Origin of the sequence: Leifsonia sp. AK011 (genome assembly GCF_013410945.1) — a bacterium.
GTDB lineage: Bacteria > Actinomycetota > Actinomycetes > Actinomycetales > Microbacteriaceae > Rhodoglobus.
Genome location: NZ_JACCCH010000001.1, coordinates 1,854,451 through 1,872,489, shown reverse-complemented (window position 1 = coordinate 1,872,489; position 18,039 = coordinate 1,854,451). Strand labels below are relative to the sequence as shown.

Here is an 18,039-nt window from a genome sequence, read left to right as displayed (position 1 = left end):
TGTATCCATGGCCTTGATGGCCAGCAGTGTGATGTGTGCTTCCCGCAGAAGCTCCCCGAGAAGCCCGCAGCCGTTCGCTCGGCCGCACCCCGCAAGACCGCGGAAGTGCGCCCCGCGCGCGTCGGCACGGCTGTGAAGTCCCGCCGCCCGGTGGGCGAGCAGCGTGTCTACCACGTGACCCACGTACGCAACCTTCAGGGCATCCTCGCGGATGGCGCGCTCCGATCGGATGCCACCCCCGAGGTGCCGCTCTACTCTGAGCTCGGTCTCGAGCTCAGAGCCACTGCCGAGGTCGGCGACGGCCGCACCGTGGACGAGTACGTCTCGTTCGCCCTCACTCCGGAGTCGAGCGCCTGGTCCGAGGTTCGTGGGGGAGCTCACGAACCCGGCTGGTCAGAGGCGGCGCGCCGTGCCGTGCCATCCGACTTCGTCTTCCTGGTTTCGACCATTGGCAGGCTCGGCGATGTCGTGGTTGCCGACGGCAACGCGGCGGGTTCGCTCACCAGATTCGCGTCGGACTCGGAGGGCGTGCGACGTTCGCTCGATCGCCTCACGGACTACCCGGAGCTGGGCGCTGCTGCCGAGGTGCTCGTGGCGGGGAGTGTGCCGCTGGAGAGCATCCAGCTCATCGGCGTCGCCAACGAACCCGCCAAGGAGCGAGTGCGTGGCATCATCGCGGGCAGCGGGTTCGCCCCGCGCATCGCGGTCTACCCGCCCTGGTTCGCGCACGAGTAGTAGTCGGCGCGGTACACCGGCACCGTAGACTGGGCGACCCCAACCTTTGGAGGGCTTCATGGCCGCCATCTCCCGCTCCCGTCGCGCTGCTGCCGGCATCGCCTTCATCGTCGCGGGTGCCGCGATGCTGTTGATGGTTCTGCTGCCCTACGTGAACCTCTCGCTGCCGTTCCTGGCCGTGATCGCCTTCGCTGCGGTGGCCGCCGGGCTCGTGATCCTCGCACTGGGCGCGGTCAACAACACGCTCGCCAAGGTGGCACTCTTCGCGGGCGCCGTCGGATGGCTCATCCTCGCGATCGCGTCGGTCAGCGCCATCCTCCCCGCCGTTGCTGTCACGATCGGTGGATTCCTCGCAGCCCTCGGATTCCTCGTGGGCGCGATAGTTCTCTACACCGGTCGCGAGATCGTGCAGGTCTCGGGTGCGGCATTTGTCGCGTCGGCGATTCTCGCGGTTCTGTTGCTCCTGCCGCGTCTCGGCGTGGTGGCCCTCGCGGGCTTCGGCACCTTCTGGACGATCGCCCTGGGTGTGGCGCTCGTGATCACGGGCATCTACTTCCGCCGCACCGAGCGCACCCGGCGACGCTAGTCCTCGTCGAGCGCTTCCTCGAGGGTTTCGCCCGTCGGGTCCTGCGCGTCGTCGTCAATGAGATCGGATCCGCCGATCGGCGTGCCCTGCCACGCGAGGAGGTTCCATCCTGACTCGGGCGTGCCCTCGAGCTCGATGATTCCGGTGTTCTGAATGTCGTGCTCGCCCGCGTACGAGGGCGGAACGTTGATCGCGCTTCCAGCCACCCACACGCGGATCGCCGCACCGTGACTGACCACGACCGCGGTGCCGACGCCGGATGCCGCGACCTCAGCGATCGACGCATCGAAGCGTTCGAAGAACTCGTGGCCGTCCTCCCCACCGGGCATCCGTGGCGACCGGTCGCCGAGACCCCAGGCGAACACAGTCTCGAGATAGACGCGCACCGCCTCGTGGTCGCGGCGCATCTCGAGCTCGCCTGCGGCGATCTCGTGAAGGCCGGGGAGTTGCACCGGTTCGAGCCCGAGGGAGGCAGCAAGGGGGGCGGCTGTCAGGTGGGTTCTCACGAGCGTGGAGACCCAGATTCCGCCGATGTGCTCTGAGCTCAGGGCATCCGGAATCTCCGCAGCCTGACGATGTCCGAGCTCCGTGAGCCCGGGACCGGGCGCGGCGGTATCGAGCAAACCCTGGACGTTGCTCGGGGTCTGCCCGTGCCGGATCAGAAGCAGCCGCATCAGCGGGTGAGCAGCGAGGCGCGCTCGGGATGCGCTTCGAACCAGTCGGCAACGTACCAGCACATCGGCACGATGCGACGGGTGGAGTTCTTCTCCACATCGTCCACGGCGAACTCGACGACCTCCCCAGCGAGGCCGCGGCCGCGGAGGTTGGGCTGCGTGAACGTGTGGTGGAACGAGATCGCGTCCCCGCTGATCCGGTAGTCGGCCACGGCCGCGAGCTGGCCGTCGATCACCAGGGTGTAGCGGCTGGCGTCGGGCTCGTGGGTGAGCTGCTTACTCACGGGAGCGACTCCTCGATCACCGACACGATCTTGGGGTCGGTGGGAACGACATCGGGACGGAACCGGTGCACCTCACCGGCTGGCGTGATCACGAACTTCTCGAAGTTCCACTTCACCTTGCCGGCCTTGCCTGCCTCATCCGGGGTCTGGGTCAGCTCCTGGTAGAGCGGATGCGCCTTCTTGCCGTTGAGACGAACCTTCTCGAACATCGGGAACGTGACGCCCCACGTGGTCGAGCAGTACTCCTTGATGGCATCCTCGCTGCTGAGCTCCTGCAGGAACTGGTTACTGGGGAATCCGAGAACAGTGAATCCGCGGTCACCGTAGGTCTTCTGCAGCTCCTCGAGCTGGGCGTACTGGGGCGACAACCCGCAGCGAGAGGCGACATTGACCACCATCAGTACCTTGCCGTTGTACTCGGCGAGCGTCGTTGGCTCGCCATCGATGGTCGTGAGGGGGATCTCGTTGATTGTGGTCACGTCACCAATCTACGACCATCCGCTGGGGAATGGCCGGGCGTGGTTGGGTATCCTGAGCCGATGCCCGAAAGTCCTCTCGACCTGAGCCCCTACGAGGTGCTGGGGGTTGCGGCATCCGCCTCGCAGGAGGACCTGCGCAGGGCCTTCCGCAGGGCGCTTCGGGAGACGCACCCCGATACCGGCGGAGATCCGCATCGCTTCACGGCCGTGCAGCTCGCGTGGCAGCGCGTCGGAACCTCGGAAGCTCGAGCGGCGTACGACGCGGGCCGCCGAGCGGATCCGACGGCAACCTTCGGGGCGCGGACGAGTTCACCCCGCACGGACTCACGACCGAAGGCGCGATCGTACGGTCACCCCGGCGGATGGCGACGTGAACGCTACCTCGAACAGATCCGCGAATGGGCTGGCAGAGGGGTGACGCTCGACGACCCCTACGACGCTCGCCTGGTGAGGGATGCTCCGCAGCCCATCCGTCGCGCACTCGCGGACGCCCTGGCGGAGGAGCAGACCGCGCGCACGCTGAGCTCCCTCGGAATCGGATACACGATCTGGCACGACGTGGCCACCGGAACACCAGGAGGCAAGGTCGACCACGTCGTACTCGGCCCTACAGGCCTCTGGGCGATGATGTCCGAGGACTTCGGCGGCCCGGTGCGAGTTCGGCGCGGGGAACTCATCGGGGAGTCGCTCGCGGGCGAGCGGCCGGTCCACGAGCTCGCCGTGGGGGCGAAGGCGCTGTCACGTGCGTGGAAGGTGCGCTTCAACGGTCTGGTGATCGTGGCTCCCGATTCCGCGATTGAGGAGCCGAGCATCCAGCTCGGATCCATACGCGGAGCGCGAGTCGTCGTCACGCGCCAGTCGACGCTGTCGATGCTGTTGCGCACCGGCATCCCCGGCACAACACCCATCGGGGGCAACGAACTGTTCGATGTCCGCACGCGCATCGCCGCTGGCGTGCGCTACATCTAGGAGTTAGCCCGCAGTCTCGGTGTCCGGGTTCTCACCGAAGTCGGAGATGTCCAGGTCGGCGTCCTCGAACGGATTCTCCGGGGCCTTCTCGTCGCCTTTGCGGTGCTTTGGTGTTCCCGCGCCCGCTGCACTGTCGCTCATGGTGCCTCCTTCGATCGGACTTCAACGCTACCCCCGCTCCGTTCATGCGGCGTTAACCCGGCGACAGAACGTCAGCGCTAAGGTGCCGCTATGACCCCGGGCCCGACACTCGCCCGCCGACTCGGAACCGGGGATGCCACGGTCATCGGTCTCGGTTCCATGCTCGGTGCGGGGGTCTTCGCGGCGTTCACGCCGGCAGCCCAGGCGGCAGGGTCCGGTCTTCTCGTCGGTCTCGTCGTTGCAGCCGTCGTGGCACTCGGCAACGCGACGTCGACCGCGCAACTTGCAGCGGCCTACCCGAGCTCCGGCGGCGCATATCTCTATGGCCGCGAGCGTCTCGGGGCGTGGTGGGGTTTCGTCGCCGGATGGTCGTTCGTGATCGGAAAGATCGCGAGCTGCGCTGCCATGGCCCTCACCTTCGCGGCCTACGCAGCGCCGGAGGGGTGGGAGCGGCCCGTCGCCATCGTGGCCGTGGTGGCGCTCGTATCCATCAACCTGCTCGGGATCACACGGACGGCACTGGCGACCCGCGTCATCCTGATCGTCGTCCTTCTGACGCTCGCTGTCGTCGTGTCGTCGGGGGTTGCGTCTGGCCTCCCGCAACTCTCACAACCCCTGGATCTGCTCTCCGGTGGCCCGTACGGCATCCTGCAGTCGGCCGGACTGCTGTTCTTCGCCTTCGCTGGCTATGCCCGTGTTGCAACCCTGGGGGAGGAGGTGAAGGATCCGGCCCGGGTGATTCCCCGCGCAGTGGTCCTCGCTCTCGCGATCGCGATGGTGATCTACGCGGCGGTCGCCGTCACGCTTCTCGGGGTGCTGGGCCCGGCTGGACTGTCCACCAGCGCAGAACCGCTCAGTGAAGCGGCTGCTGCTGCTGGGTGGGGATGGGCAACGCCGCTCGTCCGTGTGGGGGCGGCCGCGGCATCCCTCGGCGCACTGCTCGCCCTCATCGCGGGTATCGGTCGTACGAGCCTGGCCATGGCCCGTCACGGCGACCTCCCGCGCTGGCTCGACGCGGTGCACCCGCGCGTGCACGTTCCACACCGCGCCGAGATCGCGGTGGGAATCGTCATCTGCGTCCTCGTCGCGCTCGTCGACCTGCGCTGCGCTGTCGGGTTCTCGTCCTTCGGGGTGCTCACCTACTACCTGGTCGCGAATGCGGCAGCTCTCAGCCAGCCCCGAGAACAACGACGATTCCCGAGGTTCCTCGCCGTGACGGGAGCCATCGGATGCGTCGTGCTCGTCGTGACGCTTCCGTGGTTGTCCATCGTGGCTGGCGTCGCCGTCGTCGCCAGTGGACTTGTCGTGCGATCCATCCGCGTCGCCGCGTCGAAGAACCATCGTGCGGACGCCTAGGCTGGTGTCCTGTTTTGGGAAGAGGTCTCGTCACCCGTGATTCGTGTCATCAGCTACAACCTTCGTAAGCACCGTGCAATCGGCGAACTCGCGGCCCTGGCTCAGACGCCCGACCTCGACGCGATCTGCGTGCAGGAGGTCATATCCTCCGACCTCCCCGCCGAGATCGGTGGCCTGACCCTTGCCGGGTCGACCCGCAACAACCGGCTCGGTCTTGCCGTCTACTACCGCAAGGAGCGGTACGACCATCTGGAGAGCCGCGCCTACGAGCTCAAGAAGTCGTTGCACGACCTGATCTTCTCCCCAACGCCGGAACGCCTCGTGGGGTCGCGCCTGGTCGACAGGGAGACTGGCCATGAGCTCGTGCTCGCGTCGTTCCACGCCGCTCCGCTCACAGCACTCAACTCGCTGCGGCGTGAGCAGATCAAGGCGGCCCACGAACTGCTCCAGGAGCTCGGCTCCGGCGCGCCGATCATCATGGTCGGGGACTACAACTACCCGCTGTTCAAGGACAACCTGGGGGAGCGCGTGGCCAAGACCGGCTACGACCTGTCCCTGAGCGACCGCATGACTTACACGGCGTACAAGTTCTTCCGCGGGCACTTCGACTTCGTGACATCCCAGGGCTTCACGATCGAGAGCGTCGAGACTCTGGCGCGCGGGTCCTCGGACCACATCCCGATCCTCGTGACGGCGACGTACGGCGACCCCGACTACAAGCGCGCAGGCAAAGAGCTCTAGCGGCGGCGCCGGCCCGGCCCCTGCAGCGGGTTGAGTAGCCGCGGCGAAGCCCGGCGTTATCGAAACCTCACCACCGTGACACGTCGGTGCGCGAAGGGGGACTTGACTCCCCACCGAGCCGCCAGCCCAACCTGCGGTTGGTCTGGACTGCGCGGCGTGGGCCCACGAAGAGTTCGCGCGCACCTACACGCTTAAACGACTGAAGGCGCCACCTTACGGTGACGCCTTCAGTCGTTTGTGCGCGAAGGGGGACTTGAACCCCCACGCCCTATACGGGCACTAGCACCTCAAGCTAGCGCGTCTGCCATTTCCGCCATCCGCGCGCAGGTCGTCCAGATCAGGACTACCGAGGTAAGACAATAGCACGCTGATAGCGTGGTCGGATGACCCAGCCCGACGAGCTCGACGCAACAGCTCGGATCGCCCAGGATCTCATCCGCTTCGATACCACGAACTACGGCGAGGGTCGCTCCAATGGCGAGACCGATGCCGCGGAGTATCTCGGCGCACATCTCGAGGCATTGGGTCTCACCACGGAGTACGTGGATGCCGCGACCGGCCGGACGAGCGTCTTCGCCCGTGTACCGGGCACCGACCCCACCAAGCCAGCCCTCGTGCTTCACGGGCACACGGACGTCGTTCCAGCCGATCCCACCAACTGGAGCGTCGATCCCTTCGGCGGCGTCATCCGGGACGGCATGCTCTGGGGCCGCGGCGCCGTGGACATGAAGAACATGGACGCGATGATCGTCGCGTCCCTCCAGGACATCCTGGGTTCAGGTCGGCAGCCGGCTCGCGACGTCGTGGTCGCGTTCTTCTCCGACGAGGAGAACGGGGGAGTGTTCGGGTCCCACTACGTCGTGGATAACCGCCCCGACATATTCGCAGGAGCCACGGAGGCGATCAGCGAAGTGGGCGGATACTCGGTCCATCTGAACGGTCAACGCTCGTACCTGCTCCAGACGGGCGAGAAGGCCCTCGTGTGGATCAGACTCATCGCCAGGGGCCCCGCGGCCCATGGCAGCCGGATCGTGCGCGACAACGCCGTCACGAAGCTCGCACGGGCCGTCGCCACCCTCGGTTCGCAGGAGTGGCCGCTGAGACTCACGGGCACCACGGAGTACCTCATCGCGGAGCTCGCGCGGATCATGGGGGTGGATGCAGAGCGGGTCGGCCCCGATGAGCTCGTGCTCTCCACGGGAACCGCGGCGGGTTTCATCCAGGCGACCCTCAGGACCACGAGCAACCCCACACTCCTGAAGGCCGGCTACAAGCACAATGTGATTCCCGACACCGCCGAGGCGCTCATCGACATCCGGACCCTCGCGGGCGACGAGGACGCCGTGCTGGCGGAGGTCCAGGCACTCGTCGGTGACGACATCGAGATCGTCGTCATGCACCGTGACATCGGCCTCGAGAACGCCTTCGAGGGCCCACTCGTGACCGCAATGGTCGACGCACTGGGCATCCACGACCCCGGAGCGCCCGTCCTGCCCTATTTGCTTTCGGGCGGAACCGACAACAAGGCGCTGTCCCTGCTCGGCATCAAGGGCTACGGGTTCGCGCCGCTGAAGCTGCCTGCCGACCTGAATTTTCCCGCGCTATTCCACGGCGTGGACGAGCGGGTGCCCCTCGACGCATTAGTCTTTGGCAGGCGGGTTCTGACCGACCTGCTTCTGACCTACTAGGGGGAGTCACGCATGGGTTTTCTCGAGGCCATCATCCTCGGGCTCATCCAGGGTCTGACCGAATTCCTCCCGATCTCCTCGAGCGCCCACCTGCGCATCGCGGGCGAATTCCTCCCCTCCGCGACGGACCCGGGCGCCACGTTCACCGCCATCACCCAGCTCGGGACCGAGCTCGCCGTACTGATCTACTTCCGCAAGGACATCGGTCGCATTCTCACCAAGTGGTTCCAGCAGTTCGGCCGCAGCAAGGGCGCCCACTCCGAACCGATCGACCGGCGCGACCCCGATGTGCGGCTGGGCTGGCTCATCATCATCGGCACGATCCCCATCGTGATTCTCGGCTACTTCGCGCAGGACTACATCCGCTCGACCTTCAGGTCGCTGTGGCTCGTGGCGATCGTGCTCATCGTCTTCGGCATCATCCTCGGACTCGCCGACCTCCTCTCCAAGCGCGTCCGCGAGATCGAACAGATGACCTACCGCGATGGCGTGATCATCGGACTCGCCCAGATGCTCGCCCTGATCCCCGGGGTATCCCGCTCAGGATCAACGATGACCGCAGGTCGGATCCTGGGCTACACGAGGCCAGCCGCCGCGCGATTCGGGTTCCTTCTCGCGGTGCCCGCCGTGTTCGGCAGCGGCCTCTACGAGCTCGTGCACAGCTTCGGCGAGCCCGAGGGCGCCTACGGGTATGCCGAGACCGCGGTGGCCACCGTGGTGGCCTTCGGAGTGGGCTACGCGGTCATCGCCTTCCTGATGCAGTACATCTCGAAGCACTCGTTCCTGCCGTTCGTGATCTACCGCATCCTGCTGGGAGGCACGCTCATCGTGCTCCTGGCACTCGGCATCCTCAACCCGCTGTAGCTCCGGGCTCTACTCCTTGCGCCAGGGCTCCTCGCCGGCCGAGCCGCCGTCCGGCTTGTCGCCGCGGCGAAGGTAGCGCTCGAACTCCTGGGCGATCGCCTCACCGCTCGCCTCGGGGGAGTCGACGGTGTCACGCGCCTGCTCAAGCTGCTCGATGTACGAGGCCATATCGTCGTCATCCCCGGCGAGCGCGTCGATCCCGCTCTCCCAGGCCGCGGCCTCGGTCACGAGGTCTCCGCGGGGAATGACCACGTCGATGACCTCCTCGAGCTTGTCGACGATCGCCAGGGTCGCCTTGGGCGATGGCGCGTTGTGCACGTAGTGGGGGACGGACGCCCAGATCGACATCGTCGGGATGCCGGCCTTCTCCGCCGCATCGGCAAGAACCGACAGGATGCCGACGGGCCCCTCGTATGAACTGCGCTCCATGCCGAACTCGGCTCGGACGGCAGCGTTTTCGCTGCTCGTGAAGATGGAGATCGGCCGGGAGTGCGGAACGTCGGCCAGCATCGCGCCGAGGAAGACGATGGCCCGGATGTCGTTGTCCTCCAGTACCTCGAATACCTCCCGCGTGAAGGTCTTCCACCCGCGGGAGGGCTCGGTCCCGAGCATGAGGAAGATATTGGCCTCGTTGGAGGCGCTGACCTCGAGTTCGGCGTCTGCGGCGATCGACACACCACGCCCCGCGTTCGGTCGTACCGGACCGTAGATCGTCACACCGGGCCAGAGCAGCATCCGGTTGCCGTCATCGCCGATCGCGACGGAGGGTCGATTGAACTGGTAGTCGAAGTAGTCCTCGGGATCGACCTCGGCCACCGGGTAGAGATCCAGAGCATCCTTGAGCGTGCGCACTGCGCCACTCGCCGCCTCACCGGCATCGTTCCAGCCCTCGAAAGCGACTACCAGGAGCCGCCCGGACGCAAAATTCGCTTGATCGGGCATCTTCCAAGGATAGAACTACGATGGTCGGTTGTGACCTCATCCTCTCCTGCCGCCGTTTTCTGGGACATGGACGGAACCCTCGTCAACACTGAGCCCTACTGGATGGCAGCCGAAACCGAGCTGATCGAGTCGTTCGGAGGGCAGTGGTCGCACGAGGAGGCCCTGGAGCTGGTGGGTGCCGGCCTATGGCACTCAGCGCGCATCATCCAGGCCAAGGGCGTGACTCTCTCCGAAGAGGAGGTCATCGATGCCCTCACCGACCGCGTCCTCGAGAAGCTCGACACCGAGGGGATCCCGTGGCGCCCGGGTGCACGCGAACTCCTCACCGAATTGCGTGACCAGAAGGTACCGACCGCTCTCGTGACGATGTCGATCGGCCGTATGGCTCACTTCGTCGTCGATCGGCTCGGGTTCGACGGGTTCGACCACGTGGTCTCGGGCGATGACGTCACGCATTCCAAGCCGCATCCCGAGCCCTACCTGCACGCGGCCGGGCTCCTGGACGTCGACCCGGCTCTCTCCGTCGCGATCGAGGACTCGCCCCCCGGAGTCGCCTCCGCAGTGGATGCAGGAATGGTCACGATCGGCGTCCCCTTCATCCTCGATCTCAGCGACTCCGCCGCAACTCACCTGTGGCCGACCCTCGAGGGCCGAACGGTCGCCGACCTCGCCGCACTCGTTCCCGGAGGCACCCCGTGACCCCTCGTCCGCGCAGCGGTCCCTTCTCCGCAGGGGACCGCGTACAGCTCACCGGCCCCAAGGGCCGCATGAACACGATCACGCTCAAGACGGGTGGGGAGTTCCACAGCCATCGCGGAGTGCTCAGTCACGAGCTCATCATTGGCCAGCCGGATGGTTCGGTCATCCAGTCCTCCGATGGCACCGAGTACCTCGCCCTGCGCCCCCTCCTGAGCGATTTCGCCCTCTCCATGCCGCGGGGGGCGGCGATCATCTACCCGAAGGACGCCGCGCAGATTCTTGCGCAGGCGGACATCTTCCCCGGCGCCACCGTCGTCGAGGCAGGGGTCGGCTCCGGCGCACTGTCCCTGTGGCTCCTGCGTGCGATCGGGCCGCAGGGCAGGCTGATGTCCTTCGAGCGTCGAGAGGAGTTCGCGGAGGTCGCCAAGGGCAACGTCGAGACGTTCCTCGGCGAGCTACCGGACACCTGGTCGGTGGGCATCGGTGATTTCCAGGATGCCCTTCCCAGCGCCGCGGAACCCGGCACCGTCGACCGCATCGTGCTCGACATGCTCGCGCCGTGGGAGTGCCTCGACGTCGCCGCGACCGCGCTGACCCCCGGAGGTGTGCTGCTCTGCTACATCGCCACCGTGACCCAGCTGTCCCGCGTCGCCGAGGCAATCCGGGCGACGGGGGAGTTCACCGAGCCGGTCTCGACCGAGACCCTCATCCGTGGCTGGCACGTCGAGGGCCTCGCCGTGCGCCCGGACCATCGGATGGTGGCCCACACGGGCTTCCTCCTGACCGCTCGGCGTCTTGCGCCCGGAACTGTCCTCCCCGCTCTCAAGCGCCGCGCGTCTAAGTCGGACTTCAGCGATGAGGACGTCGAGATCTGGACACCCGGCTCGGTCGGCGAGCGCCCGCTCAGCGAGAAAGGCCTCCGCCGCGCGGTTCGTGAGGCGCGCATCGCGGCCGATGCCGCGAGCGCCAGCCCAGAGGCTGGCGGGCAGTAGAGTGGTTGCGATTTCAATCCCCCCGAGGAGAACAGTGTCAGTGCGCAAGATCGCCAGCATCGCCGTATTCGGAGTCCTGCTGGTGTCGATTTCGGCCTGTTCGACGCCCGGAGCCAACTCCGCGTTGTGTGATGCCACGGGCAACGCGGACCTCGTGACCGCCGCTGGCGAGTTCGGTGCGAACCCGGATGTCACGTTCCCGACCCCGCTCGTCTCGCCGGATCTCGGTGTCACGGAGTCCATCACGGGAGACGGCAAGCCCGTACGTGCTGGCGGTGTTGTCGGTGGAACGCTCTTCATCTACGACGCGGAGACCGGCGATCCCATCGTCGCGGCGGATCAAGCGGTGCTGCTGCCTACCGAGAACTACGCTTTCCCCTTCACGAAGGTCCTCCAGTGCGGATCGGTGGGTTCACGCGTGATCGCGACGGGCACCGCTGATGAGCTCTTCGGTGACCGCGCGTCTCAGTTCCAGATCGAGCCGGAGCAGAGCCTTGTGCTCGTCGCCGACATCCTGCATGCCTTCCTCGGCCGGGCGGATGGCGCGGATCAGGTTGCACGGGCTGGCATGCCCGCGATCGTGACCGCACCCAGCGGCCAGCCCGGTTTCACCTTCCCGGATAGCGCCGCCCCCACGGAGTTGACCGTAGACCTGCTCAAGAAGGGGTCAGGATCAACGACCTCGGCAGGTGACCAGGTGATCGTGAACTTCTCCTCGATCAACTGGAAGGGCGAGCAACTCAAGGACACGACGTGGGAGACAGCCCCGGCAGCGGTTGTCCTCGATGAGAATGCGCAAGGTGCCAGCCTTCCCCCTGAGGTGATCACCTCACTGGTCGGACAGACCGTCGGATCGCAACTCCTCATCGCGGTTCCCGGAGACCAGACAGTCGTCTACGTTATTGACGTACTCGGCATCGCGGAGTAGCCAGAACACCAGCATCACGACACAGGCCGGATGTCGACGAGACCTAAGGATTGATTCGTGTCGAGTTCCCCACAGAGAGTTCCCGTCGAGGAGCGGCTGTTCAGCCTTGTGCTGGCCCTGCTCGCGACGGATAACGGGCTGACCAAGAACGAGATCCTCTCGACGGTCCAGGGCTATCGCCAGCGCTACTCCGCCTCCGGTGACAACGCGTCGCTCGAGCGGCAATTCGAGCGCGACAAGGACGACATCCGCGAGCTCGGCGTTCCGCTGGAGACCATCGAGACGCCAGGTGAGGCCGGCAACAACCAGAACCTGCGTTACCTCATCCCGCGCGGAACCTATGAATTACCCACCGATGTTCGTTTCTCCCCGGAGGAGAACACGCTCTTGTCACTGGCTGCGATGGTCTGGCGAGAGGGATCGCTGTCGGGGGAGTCGCGTCGTGCCATCCTGAAGCTCAAGGCACTGGGGGTCGCCACCACGGAACCAGTTCTCGGGTACGCACCGCGCGTCCGCGTTCGCGAGGCTGCGTTCGATCCTCTCGGTGAGGCTCTCGAACGCCACGTCATCGTGCGGTTCTCGTATCTCAAGCCGGGCGAAGCAGCTGCGCGAGTGCGGACCGTCGCGCCGCTTGCCCTCGTCCAGCACCAGGGACGGTGGCACCTCTTCGCCGACGAGCCGGAGTCCGGGGTCACCAAGACGTTCCTCCTTCGGCGGATCGTGAGTCCCGTCGAGCTCACCTCGAAGAGTTTCGAACCGCCAGTGGGCGACCAGAGCGCCCGCGCCCTCGCAGAACTCGACCGGGTCTGGGCCTCACGAGTTGCCGTCGTCGAGGTTGAACCCGGAACGGATGCCGCGATCCGCCTGAACAACCGCCGTGGGACGTCTCTCCTCCCCGACGGCTCGCTCCAACTCCACCACACCGACGCGAACATCCTCGCTGACGAACTAGCCGGTTTCGGTCCCGAGGTCCTCGTGATCTCCCCGCCGGAGCTGCGCGAGGCCGTCCGCTCGCGCCTGCAGAGAACGGCGGCAGATCATGGCTGAACGAGTTCCTTCGCAGAAGGCTCAACCCCAGCGCGCGCAGGACAAGCTGGCGTTCCTCCTCTCGCTCGTGCCGTACCTCATCGACCGTGATCGCGTGAGCGTTTCCGAGGTGGCGACGCATTTCGGGGTTCCCGAGCAGCAGATCCGCGACGCCGTACAGCTCCTCGCGGTCTCCGGCATTCCTGGGGAGACCAACTCGTACCAGCACGGTGACCTGTTCGACATCGCCTGGGATTCCTTCGAGGACGACGACGAGATCGTGCTCACGAACCTGGTCGCCATCGACGATTCACCGCGCTTCTCGGCACGCGAGGCCGCTGCCCTCATCGCCGGGCTCCAGTACCTCTCGTCGTTGCCGGAGCAGGCCGACCGGGCCGCGATCGCGAGCCTCATGTCGAAGCTCTCGCGCGGGGCATCCGCCGAACCGAGCGCCGTCGCTGTCGCGGCGAGCGAGACCGATGAGACCCTCCAGCTGGCACGGGACTCCGTCGAGCGCGGGGTGCAGCTCGAGTTCACCTACGTGGACTCACGCGGCGAGCTCGAGGATCGCAAGGTCGACCCGCTTCGCGTGGAATCGATCGACTCCGACTGGTACCTCAGGGGATGGTGTCACCTGCGCGAGGCCATCCGCACCTTCCGCATCGACAGGATCTCCCGCCCGCGAATCACCGACGAGCCCATCTCGCACGAACCCAGCGATGTCACGCTGCCCGAGACCCTCTTCGAGGGCTCTGACGATGATCTCTCCGTCACCATCGAGGTCGATTCCGCGGCGTTGCCCCTCCTCGCCGACTATGCACCGGAAACAGTCTCCGCGGACGCCTCGGACGGCAGGATGACGGTGAGCCTCCGTGTCTCGCACTACCACGGGCTCAAACGCCTCATCGCGAGCATGCCCGGCGCCGTGACCGTGCTCGCTCCCGCGGAGGCCCGCGCCGTAGTGCGCGAGTGGGCTTCGGCGGGTGCCGCGCGGTACGAGGCCTGATCGCCATGATGCCCTGGTGGAGTTGGGTGCTGATCTGGACCGGTCTCGTCGTGCTCCTGCTGGTCGTGCTCGGCCTGGCTGTGTGGTGGCTTTTCCGCAAGTTCCTTGTTCTGCTCGACGACGTGGCCTCGCTCGCGGATCGCGCCTCACTCATCGACCCGCCGGATGCCGAACTGGTGCGGCCGCAGCTCGCGATCCTCGCGGAGGTGAGCGCGATCCACGCCCGTGAGGATGCCCGCCGCACGCATCGTGCCCAGCGGCGCGAGAGTCGACGAGCGGCACGCCTGGCCAGGGCAGCGCGGATCACCGCAGTGGACGCATCCCGGGTCCAGTGGCCGGCCCGCTGGTACGCCAGACACACCTTCAAAGCCAAGTCATAGATGAGCGGGCTAGAATCGAGGCACCTTCCCGCACAGCATAAGGAGCAGCCATGTTCGGAAACCTGACCGGATGGCACCTCGTCGCCATCCTCGTGGTGGTCCTGGTCCTGTTCGGTGCACCCAAGCTCCCCGGTCTCGCGCGCAGCATCGGGCAGTCCATGCGGATCTTCCGCAGCGAGGTCAAGACGATGAAGGACGAGTCGTCGGCCGACGCTGAGTCGGACGCTGACGACGAGCCAGAGGCGGCCAATGAAGCCCCGTCGGCGAAGAAGTCCTCCGCCAAGGGCGCCAGCAAGCCGAAGTCCTAGGGACTATGGCCACCCGTTCAGGGCGGTGGCGCAACAAGAGCGACGAGCGCATGTCGCTCGGGGAGCACCTCCGCGAGCTTCGTAAGCGCCTGGTGATCTCGGCGGTCGCCATCCTCGTTGCCGCTGTCGCCGGTTTCTTCCTCTCGCCGTTCGTCATTGACGCCCTCCGCGTGCCGATCAACCAGATCGCCGAGGAACGCAACGCCGAGATCATCTACACGACGGTGACGGGCGCTTTCGACCTGCGTCTCGCGATCTCGCTCACGATCGCGATCGTGATCGCCAGCCCGGTGTGGTTGTTCCAGATCTTCGCCTTCCTGGTGCCTGGGCTCACGTCGAAGGAGAAGCGGTACACCTTCGGGTTCTTCTTCTCGGCCGTGCCGCTCTTCTTCCTGGGCGCGGCGGCCGGATGGTTCGTCTTCCCGCACATGGTCGAGCTCCTGACGTCCTTCTCCGCGCAGGAGGACGCCACCTATCTCGACGCGAAGATCTACTACGACTTCGTGATCAAGCTCGTCCTCGCGATCGGTATCGCGTTTGTGCTGCCGGTGTTCCTCGTGCTCCTGAACTTCGTCGGGGTGTTGTCTGCGGCATCCATCATCAAGGGATGGCGCGTGGCGATCCTCGTCATCGTGCTGTTCACTGCCATCGCGACCCCTGCCGCCGACGTCGTCTCGATGTTCCTTCTCGCGATCCCCATGGTGCTCCTCTACTTCGCCGCCTACGGGGTGGCCTGGGTCCACGATCGCCGGGCGGCCCGCCGTCAGGCCGAATTCGAGCCAGCCACCGCTTAGGCTTGAGGGGATGACAGATCAGCTGTCCCCGGCAGAGCGGTTCGCAGCATCCCGACGCCGTAGCGGGCACCCCGTGCTCGAGGCCTTCCGCGCGAGCCAGAGGTTCGATCTCGACGCGTTCCAGATCGAGGCGTGCACCCAGCTCGAGGATGGCAAGAGCGTTCTCGTGGCCGCCCCAACGGGTGCGGGCAAGACGATCGTCGCCGAGTTCGCGATCTTCCAGGCCATGCAGCGGCCGCGCGCTAAGGTCTTCTACACGACGCCCATGAAGGCGTTGAGCAACCAGAAGTTCCAGGAACTCACAGCCGAGTACGGCCCGGAATCGGTTGGTCTGCTCACGGGCGACAGCAACGTGAACTCGGGCGCCCGGATCGTCATCATGACGACCGAGGTCCTGCGCAACATGCTCTACGCCGACTCCGATCTGCTCCGCGACCTCGAGTACGTCGTGATGGACGAGGTGCATTTCCTCGCCGACCGCTTCCGGGGTGCGGTGTGGGAGGAGGTCATCATCCACCTGCCGCAGTCGGTGCGTATGGTGTCCCTGAGCGCCACGGTCTCCAATGCCGAGGAGTTCGGTGACTGGCTGCAGGCCGTGCGCGGCGACACCTCGGTGATCGTGTCCGAGGAGCGCCCCGTGCCCCTTGACCAGCACATTCTCATGCGCACCAAGCTCGTCGACCTCTTCGACTCTTCCGGCACGATCGGCACGAATCGGGTGAACCCGGAGCTCGTGCAGCTGTCTCGGTCCGGCTCGCGACCGAGCGGCGGCCGGGGCGGTGGTCGCGGGGGAGCGCGGCATCACTCGTATGGCGGGCGCCCCGAGACGCAGCGGATGCAACGCCCGGATGTGGTGCGCCTGCTCGAGTCGCGCAATCTCCTCCCCGCCATCTTCTTCATCTTCAGCAGGAACGGATGCGACCAGGCGGTCGCGCAGGTCCTCCGCGCCGGGCTCCGCTTCACGACGACGCAGGAGCGCGACGAGATCCGCGAGATCGTCGAGGAGCGCTGCCGCACCCTGCTCGACGAGGATCTCGCCGTGCTCGGGTACTGGGACTGGCTCTCCGGTCTCGAGCGCGGTGTCGCCGCGCATCACGCTGGCCTCCTGCCCGCCTTCAAGGAGGTTGTGGAGGAGCTCTTCCAGAAGAAGCTCGTGAAGGTCGTCTTCGCCACCGAGACCCTCGCGCTCGGCATCAACATGCCGGCCAGAACCGTGGTCCTCGAGAAGCTAGAGAAGTTCAACGGCGAATCCCGGGTGCCCATCACACCGGGGGAGTACACGCAGCTCACGGGTCGAGCCGGGCGTCGCGGTATCGACGTGGAGGGTCACTCGGTGATCCAGTGGGTCGATGGGCTCGACCCGCAAGCCGTGGCATCCCTCGCCTCGAGGCGCACGTACCCCCTGAACTCCAGCTTCCGGCCGACCTACAACATGGCGGTCAACCTCATCGAGCAGTTCGGGCGACAGCGCACCCGCGAGATCCTCGAGTCGAGCTTCGCCCAGTTCCAGGCCGACAGGGCCGTCGTCGATCTTGCCCGCAAGGTTCGATCGCAGGAGGAGTCGCTCGCGGGCTACAAGCAGTCGATGACCTGCCACCTCGGTGATTTCGGAGAGTACTCCGGCATCCGTCGCGAACTCACCGACCTCGAGCGCAAGGGCATCTCGAACACAGCCAGTCGGGCTGAGCGAGACAAACGTCAGCGCCACCTGGGTGACCTCCGCAGGCGCATGAAGCAGCACCCCTGCCACGCCTGTCAGGAGCGCGAAACTCACGCACGGTGGGCTGAGCGCTATTGGAAGCTCAAGCGCGAAACCGATCAGCTCTCCAGCCAGATCCGCAACCGCACCGGTGCCGTCGCCCGCATCTTCGACCGAGTCACCGAAGTTCTCGTCGAGCTCGGCTATCTCCACTCGACCGAGTCAGGCGAGTTCGAACTGAGCGAGACCGGTCGGATGCTGCGGCGCATCTACGGCGAGCGAGACCTCCTCGTTGCCGAGAGTCTCCGCCGCGGATACTGGAACGACCTCGACGCGCCCTCACTCGCCGCGATGGCCACGGCCCTCGTCTACGAGCCGCGGCGCGAGGAGGGCGAACTCGGCGACCGCCACCTGCCGCGAGGCCGGTTCCGCGAGGCGCTCGAGCTCACCGGCAACCTGTGGGCCGAGCTTGACGATATGGAGCACGCGCATCGACTGCCCGGCAGCCAGCCGCTCTCCACCGGTCTCGCCCTCGCCATGTGGCGGTGGACCAACGGCACGCCCCTCGACGCGGTGCTCCGCGAGGCGGACATGGCCGCAGGCGACTTCGTGCGCTGGTCCAAGCAGACGATCGACCTCCTCGACCAGCTTTCGGTCGTGGCGGACGGCGAGGTCGGCCGCACGGCGCGAGCGGCGCTCGACGGCATCCGTCGGGGCATCGTGGCGTACAGTTCCGTCGCATGATCCC

Annotated in this window: 21 protein-coding genes and 1 tRNA gene; 16 read left to right on the top strand and 6 right to left on the bottom strand. The window is 66.4% G+C overall.

Features of this window, described 5'->3' with window-relative positions; translation table 11 throughout:
• Positions 1 to 33: 33 nt before the first annotated feature.
• Positions 34 to 735, top strand: a complete 702-nt coding sequence (locus tag HDC94_RS09155) for a DUF4433 domain-containing protein (RefSeq protein ID WP_308495685.1) — start codon at positions 34 to 36, stop codon at positions 733 to 735.
• Between the two features lie 58 nt (positions 736 to 793).
• Positions 794 to 1,321: a hypothetical protein gene (locus HDC94_RS09150; RefSeq protein WP_179496853.1), complete on the top strand. Its 528-nt coding sequence runs from the start codon at positions 794 to 796 to the stop codon at positions 1,319 to 1,321.
• On the opposite strand, the gene HDC94_RS09145 is transcribed toward HDC94_RS09150, so the two are convergent.
• Genes HDC94_RS09145 through HDC94_RS09135 form a run of 3 tightly spaced genes read right to left on the bottom strand, consistent with a single transcriptional unit; the run spans position 1,318 to position 2,758 of the window.
• Positions 1,318 to 1,995 (bottom strand): histidine phosphatase family protein, encoded by a 678-nt coding sequence (locus HDC94_RS09145; RefSeq protein ID WP_179496851.1) that lies wholly within the window; start codon positions 1,993 to 1,995, stop codon positions 1,318 to 1,320. The two genes, HDC94_RS09150 and HDC94_RS09145, sit on opposite strands and share 4 nt — an antisense overlap.
• Entirely contained in the window at positions 1,995 to 2,279 is a 285-nt protein-coding gene (locus HDC94_RS09140) for a GNAT family N-acetyltransferase (protein WP_179496849.1), read from the bottom strand. The genes HDC94_RS09145 and HDC94_RS09140 overlap by 1 nt, the downstream gene beginning before the upstream one ends.
• Positions 2,276 to 2,758 (bottom strand): glutathione peroxidase, encoded by a 483-nt coding sequence (locus tag HDC94_RS09135; protein WP_179496847.1) that lies wholly within the window; start codon positions 2,756 to 2,758, stop codon positions 2,276 to 2,278. The genes HDC94_RS09140 and HDC94_RS09135 overlap by 4 nt, the downstream gene beginning before the upstream one ends.
• Before the next feature lie 60 nt (positions 2,759 to 2,818).
• Between HDC94_RS09135 and HDC94_RS09130 the strand changes: the two genes are divergently transcribed.
• Entirely contained in the window at positions 2,819 to 3,727 is a 909-nt protein-coding gene (locus HDC94_RS09130; RefSeq protein ID WP_179496845.1) for a DnaJ domain-containing protein, read from the top strand.
• 3 nt (positions 3,728 to 3,730) lie between these two features.
• Here HDC94_RS09130 and HDC94_RS09125 read toward each other — a convergent pair whose 3' ends face one another.
• Positions 3,731 to 3,868 carry a hypothetical protein gene (locus HDC94_RS09125; protein ID WP_179496843.1) on the bottom strand — a complete coding sequence of 46 codons (138 nt, stop codon included), beginning with the start codon at positions 3,866 to 3,868 and terminating at the stop codon, positions 3,731 to 3,733.
• Between the two features lie 90 nt (positions 3,869 to 3,958).
• On the opposite strand from HDC94_RS09125, the gene HDC94_RS09120 reads away from it, so the two are divergent.
• Together HDC94_RS09120 and HDC94_RS09115 are read left to right on the top strand one after the other, a co-directional pair.
• Complete coding sequence (locus HDC94_RS09120; protein WP_179496841.1) at positions 3,959 to 5,224, top strand: APC family permease; 1,266 nt, start codon at positions 3,959 to 3,961, stop codon at positions 5,222 to 5,224.
• Positions 5,225 to 5,263: 39 nt separating this feature from the next.
• Entirely contained in the window at positions 5,264 to 5,965 is a 702-nt protein-coding gene (locus HDC94_RS09115; RefSeq protein ID WP_179498982.1) for an endonuclease/exonuclease/phosphatase family protein, read from the top strand.
• A gap of 238 nt (positions 5,966 to 6,203) precedes the next feature.
• On the opposite strand, the gene HDC94_RS09110 is transcribed toward HDC94_RS09115, so the two are convergent.
• Positions 6,204 to 6,288: transfer RNA gene (locus HDC94_RS09110), tRNA-Leu, on the bottom strand.
• Positions 6,289 to 6,348: 60 nt separating this feature from the next.
• Here HDC94_RS09110 and HDC94_RS09105 point away from each other — a divergent pair.
• Both HDC94_RS09105 and HDC94_RS09100 read left to right on the top strand, forming a co-directional pair.
• Complete coding sequence (locus HDC94_RS09105) at positions 6,349 to 7,653, top strand: M20/M25/M40 family metallo-hydrolase (protein WP_179496839.1); 1,305 nt, start codon at positions 6,349 to 6,351, stop codon at positions 7,651 to 7,653.
• Between the two features lie 12 nt (positions 7,654 to 7,665).
• Positions 7,666 to 8,517, top strand: coding sequence for an undecaprenyl-diphosphate phosphatase (locus tag HDC94_RS09100; protein WP_179496837.1), 852 nt, complete (start codon positions 7,666 to 7,668; stop codon positions 8,515 to 8,517).
• A 9-nt stretch (positions 8,518 to 8,526) separates the two neighbouring features.
• Here the strand turns inward: HDC94_RS09100 and HDC94_RS09095 are convergent, their stop codons facing one another.
• A complete protein-coding gene (locus tag HDC94_RS09095; protein WP_179496835.1) occupies positions 8,527 to 9,459 on the bottom strand; it encodes a proteasome assembly chaperone family protein in 933 nt (310 codons plus the stop codon).
• A gap of 30 nt (positions 9,460 to 9,489) precedes the next feature.
• On the opposite strand from HDC94_RS09095, the gene HDC94_RS09090 reads away from it, so the two are divergent.
• The 9 genes from HDC94_RS09090 to HDC94_RS09050 are packed head-to-tail and all read left to right on the top strand — an operon-like array spanning position 9,490 to position 18,035.
• Entirely contained in the window at positions 9,490 to 10,158 is a 669-nt protein-coding gene (locus HDC94_RS09090; RefSeq protein ID WP_179496833.1) for an HAD family phosphatase, read from the top strand.
• Positions 10,155 to 11,150 (top strand): tRNA (adenine-N1)-methyltransferase, encoded by a 996-nt coding sequence (locus HDC94_RS09085; protein WP_179496831.1) that lies wholly within the window; start codon positions 10,155 to 10,157, stop codon positions 11,148 to 11,150. The genes HDC94_RS09090 and HDC94_RS09085 overlap by 4 nt, the downstream gene beginning before the upstream one ends.
• A 34-nt stretch (positions 11,151 to 11,184) precedes the next feature.
• Positions 11,185 to 12,078: a hypothetical protein gene (locus tag HDC94_RS09080; RefSeq protein WP_179496829.1), complete on the top strand. Its 894-nt coding sequence runs from the start codon at positions 11,185 to 11,187 to the stop codon at positions 12,076 to 12,078.
• Positions 12,079 to 12,135: 57 nt separating this feature from the next.
• Positions 12,136 to 13,125 (top strand): YafY family protein, encoded by a 990-nt coding sequence (locus tag HDC94_RS09075; protein WP_179496827.1) that lies wholly within the window; start codon positions 12,136 to 12,138, stop codon positions 13,123 to 13,125.
• A complete protein-coding gene (locus tag HDC94_RS09070; RefSeq protein ID WP_179496825.1) occupies positions 13,118 to 14,110 on the top strand; it encodes a YafY family protein in 993 nt (330 codons plus the stop codon). Before HDC94_RS09075 ends, HDC94_RS09070 begins: the two co-directional genes overlap by 8 nt.
• A 5-nt stretch (positions 14,111 to 14,115) precedes the next feature.
• Positions 14,116 to 14,490 carry a hypothetical protein gene (locus HDC94_RS09065; protein ID WP_179496823.1) on the top strand — a complete coding sequence of 125 codons (375 nt, stop codon included), beginning with the start codon at positions 14,116 to 14,118 and terminating at the stop codon, positions 14,488 to 14,490.
• Positions 14,491 to 14,540: 50 nt separating this feature from the next.
• Complete coding sequence (gene tatA / locus HDC94_RS09060; RefSeq protein ID WP_179496821.1) at positions 14,541 to 14,798, top strand: Sec-independent protein translocase subunit TatA; 258 nt, start codon at positions 14,541 to 14,543, stop codon at positions 14,796 to 14,798.
• Positions 14,799 to 14,848: 50 nt separating this feature from the next.
• Positions 14,849 to 15,592 carry a twin-arginine translocase subunit TatC gene (gene tatC / locus HDC94_RS09055; RefSeq protein WP_179498981.1) on the top strand — a complete coding sequence of 248 codons (744 nt, stop codon included), beginning with the start codon at positions 14,849 to 14,851 and terminating at the stop codon, positions 15,590 to 15,592.
• Positions 15,593 to 15,602: 10 nt separating this feature from the next.
• Positions 15,603 to 18,035 carry an RNA helicase gene (locus tag HDC94_RS09050; protein WP_179496819.1) on the top strand — a complete coding sequence of 811 codons (2,433 nt, stop codon included), beginning with the start codon at positions 15,603 to 15,605 and terminating at the stop codon, positions 18,033 to 18,035.
• Positions 18,036 to 18,039 lie beyond the last annotated feature (4 nt).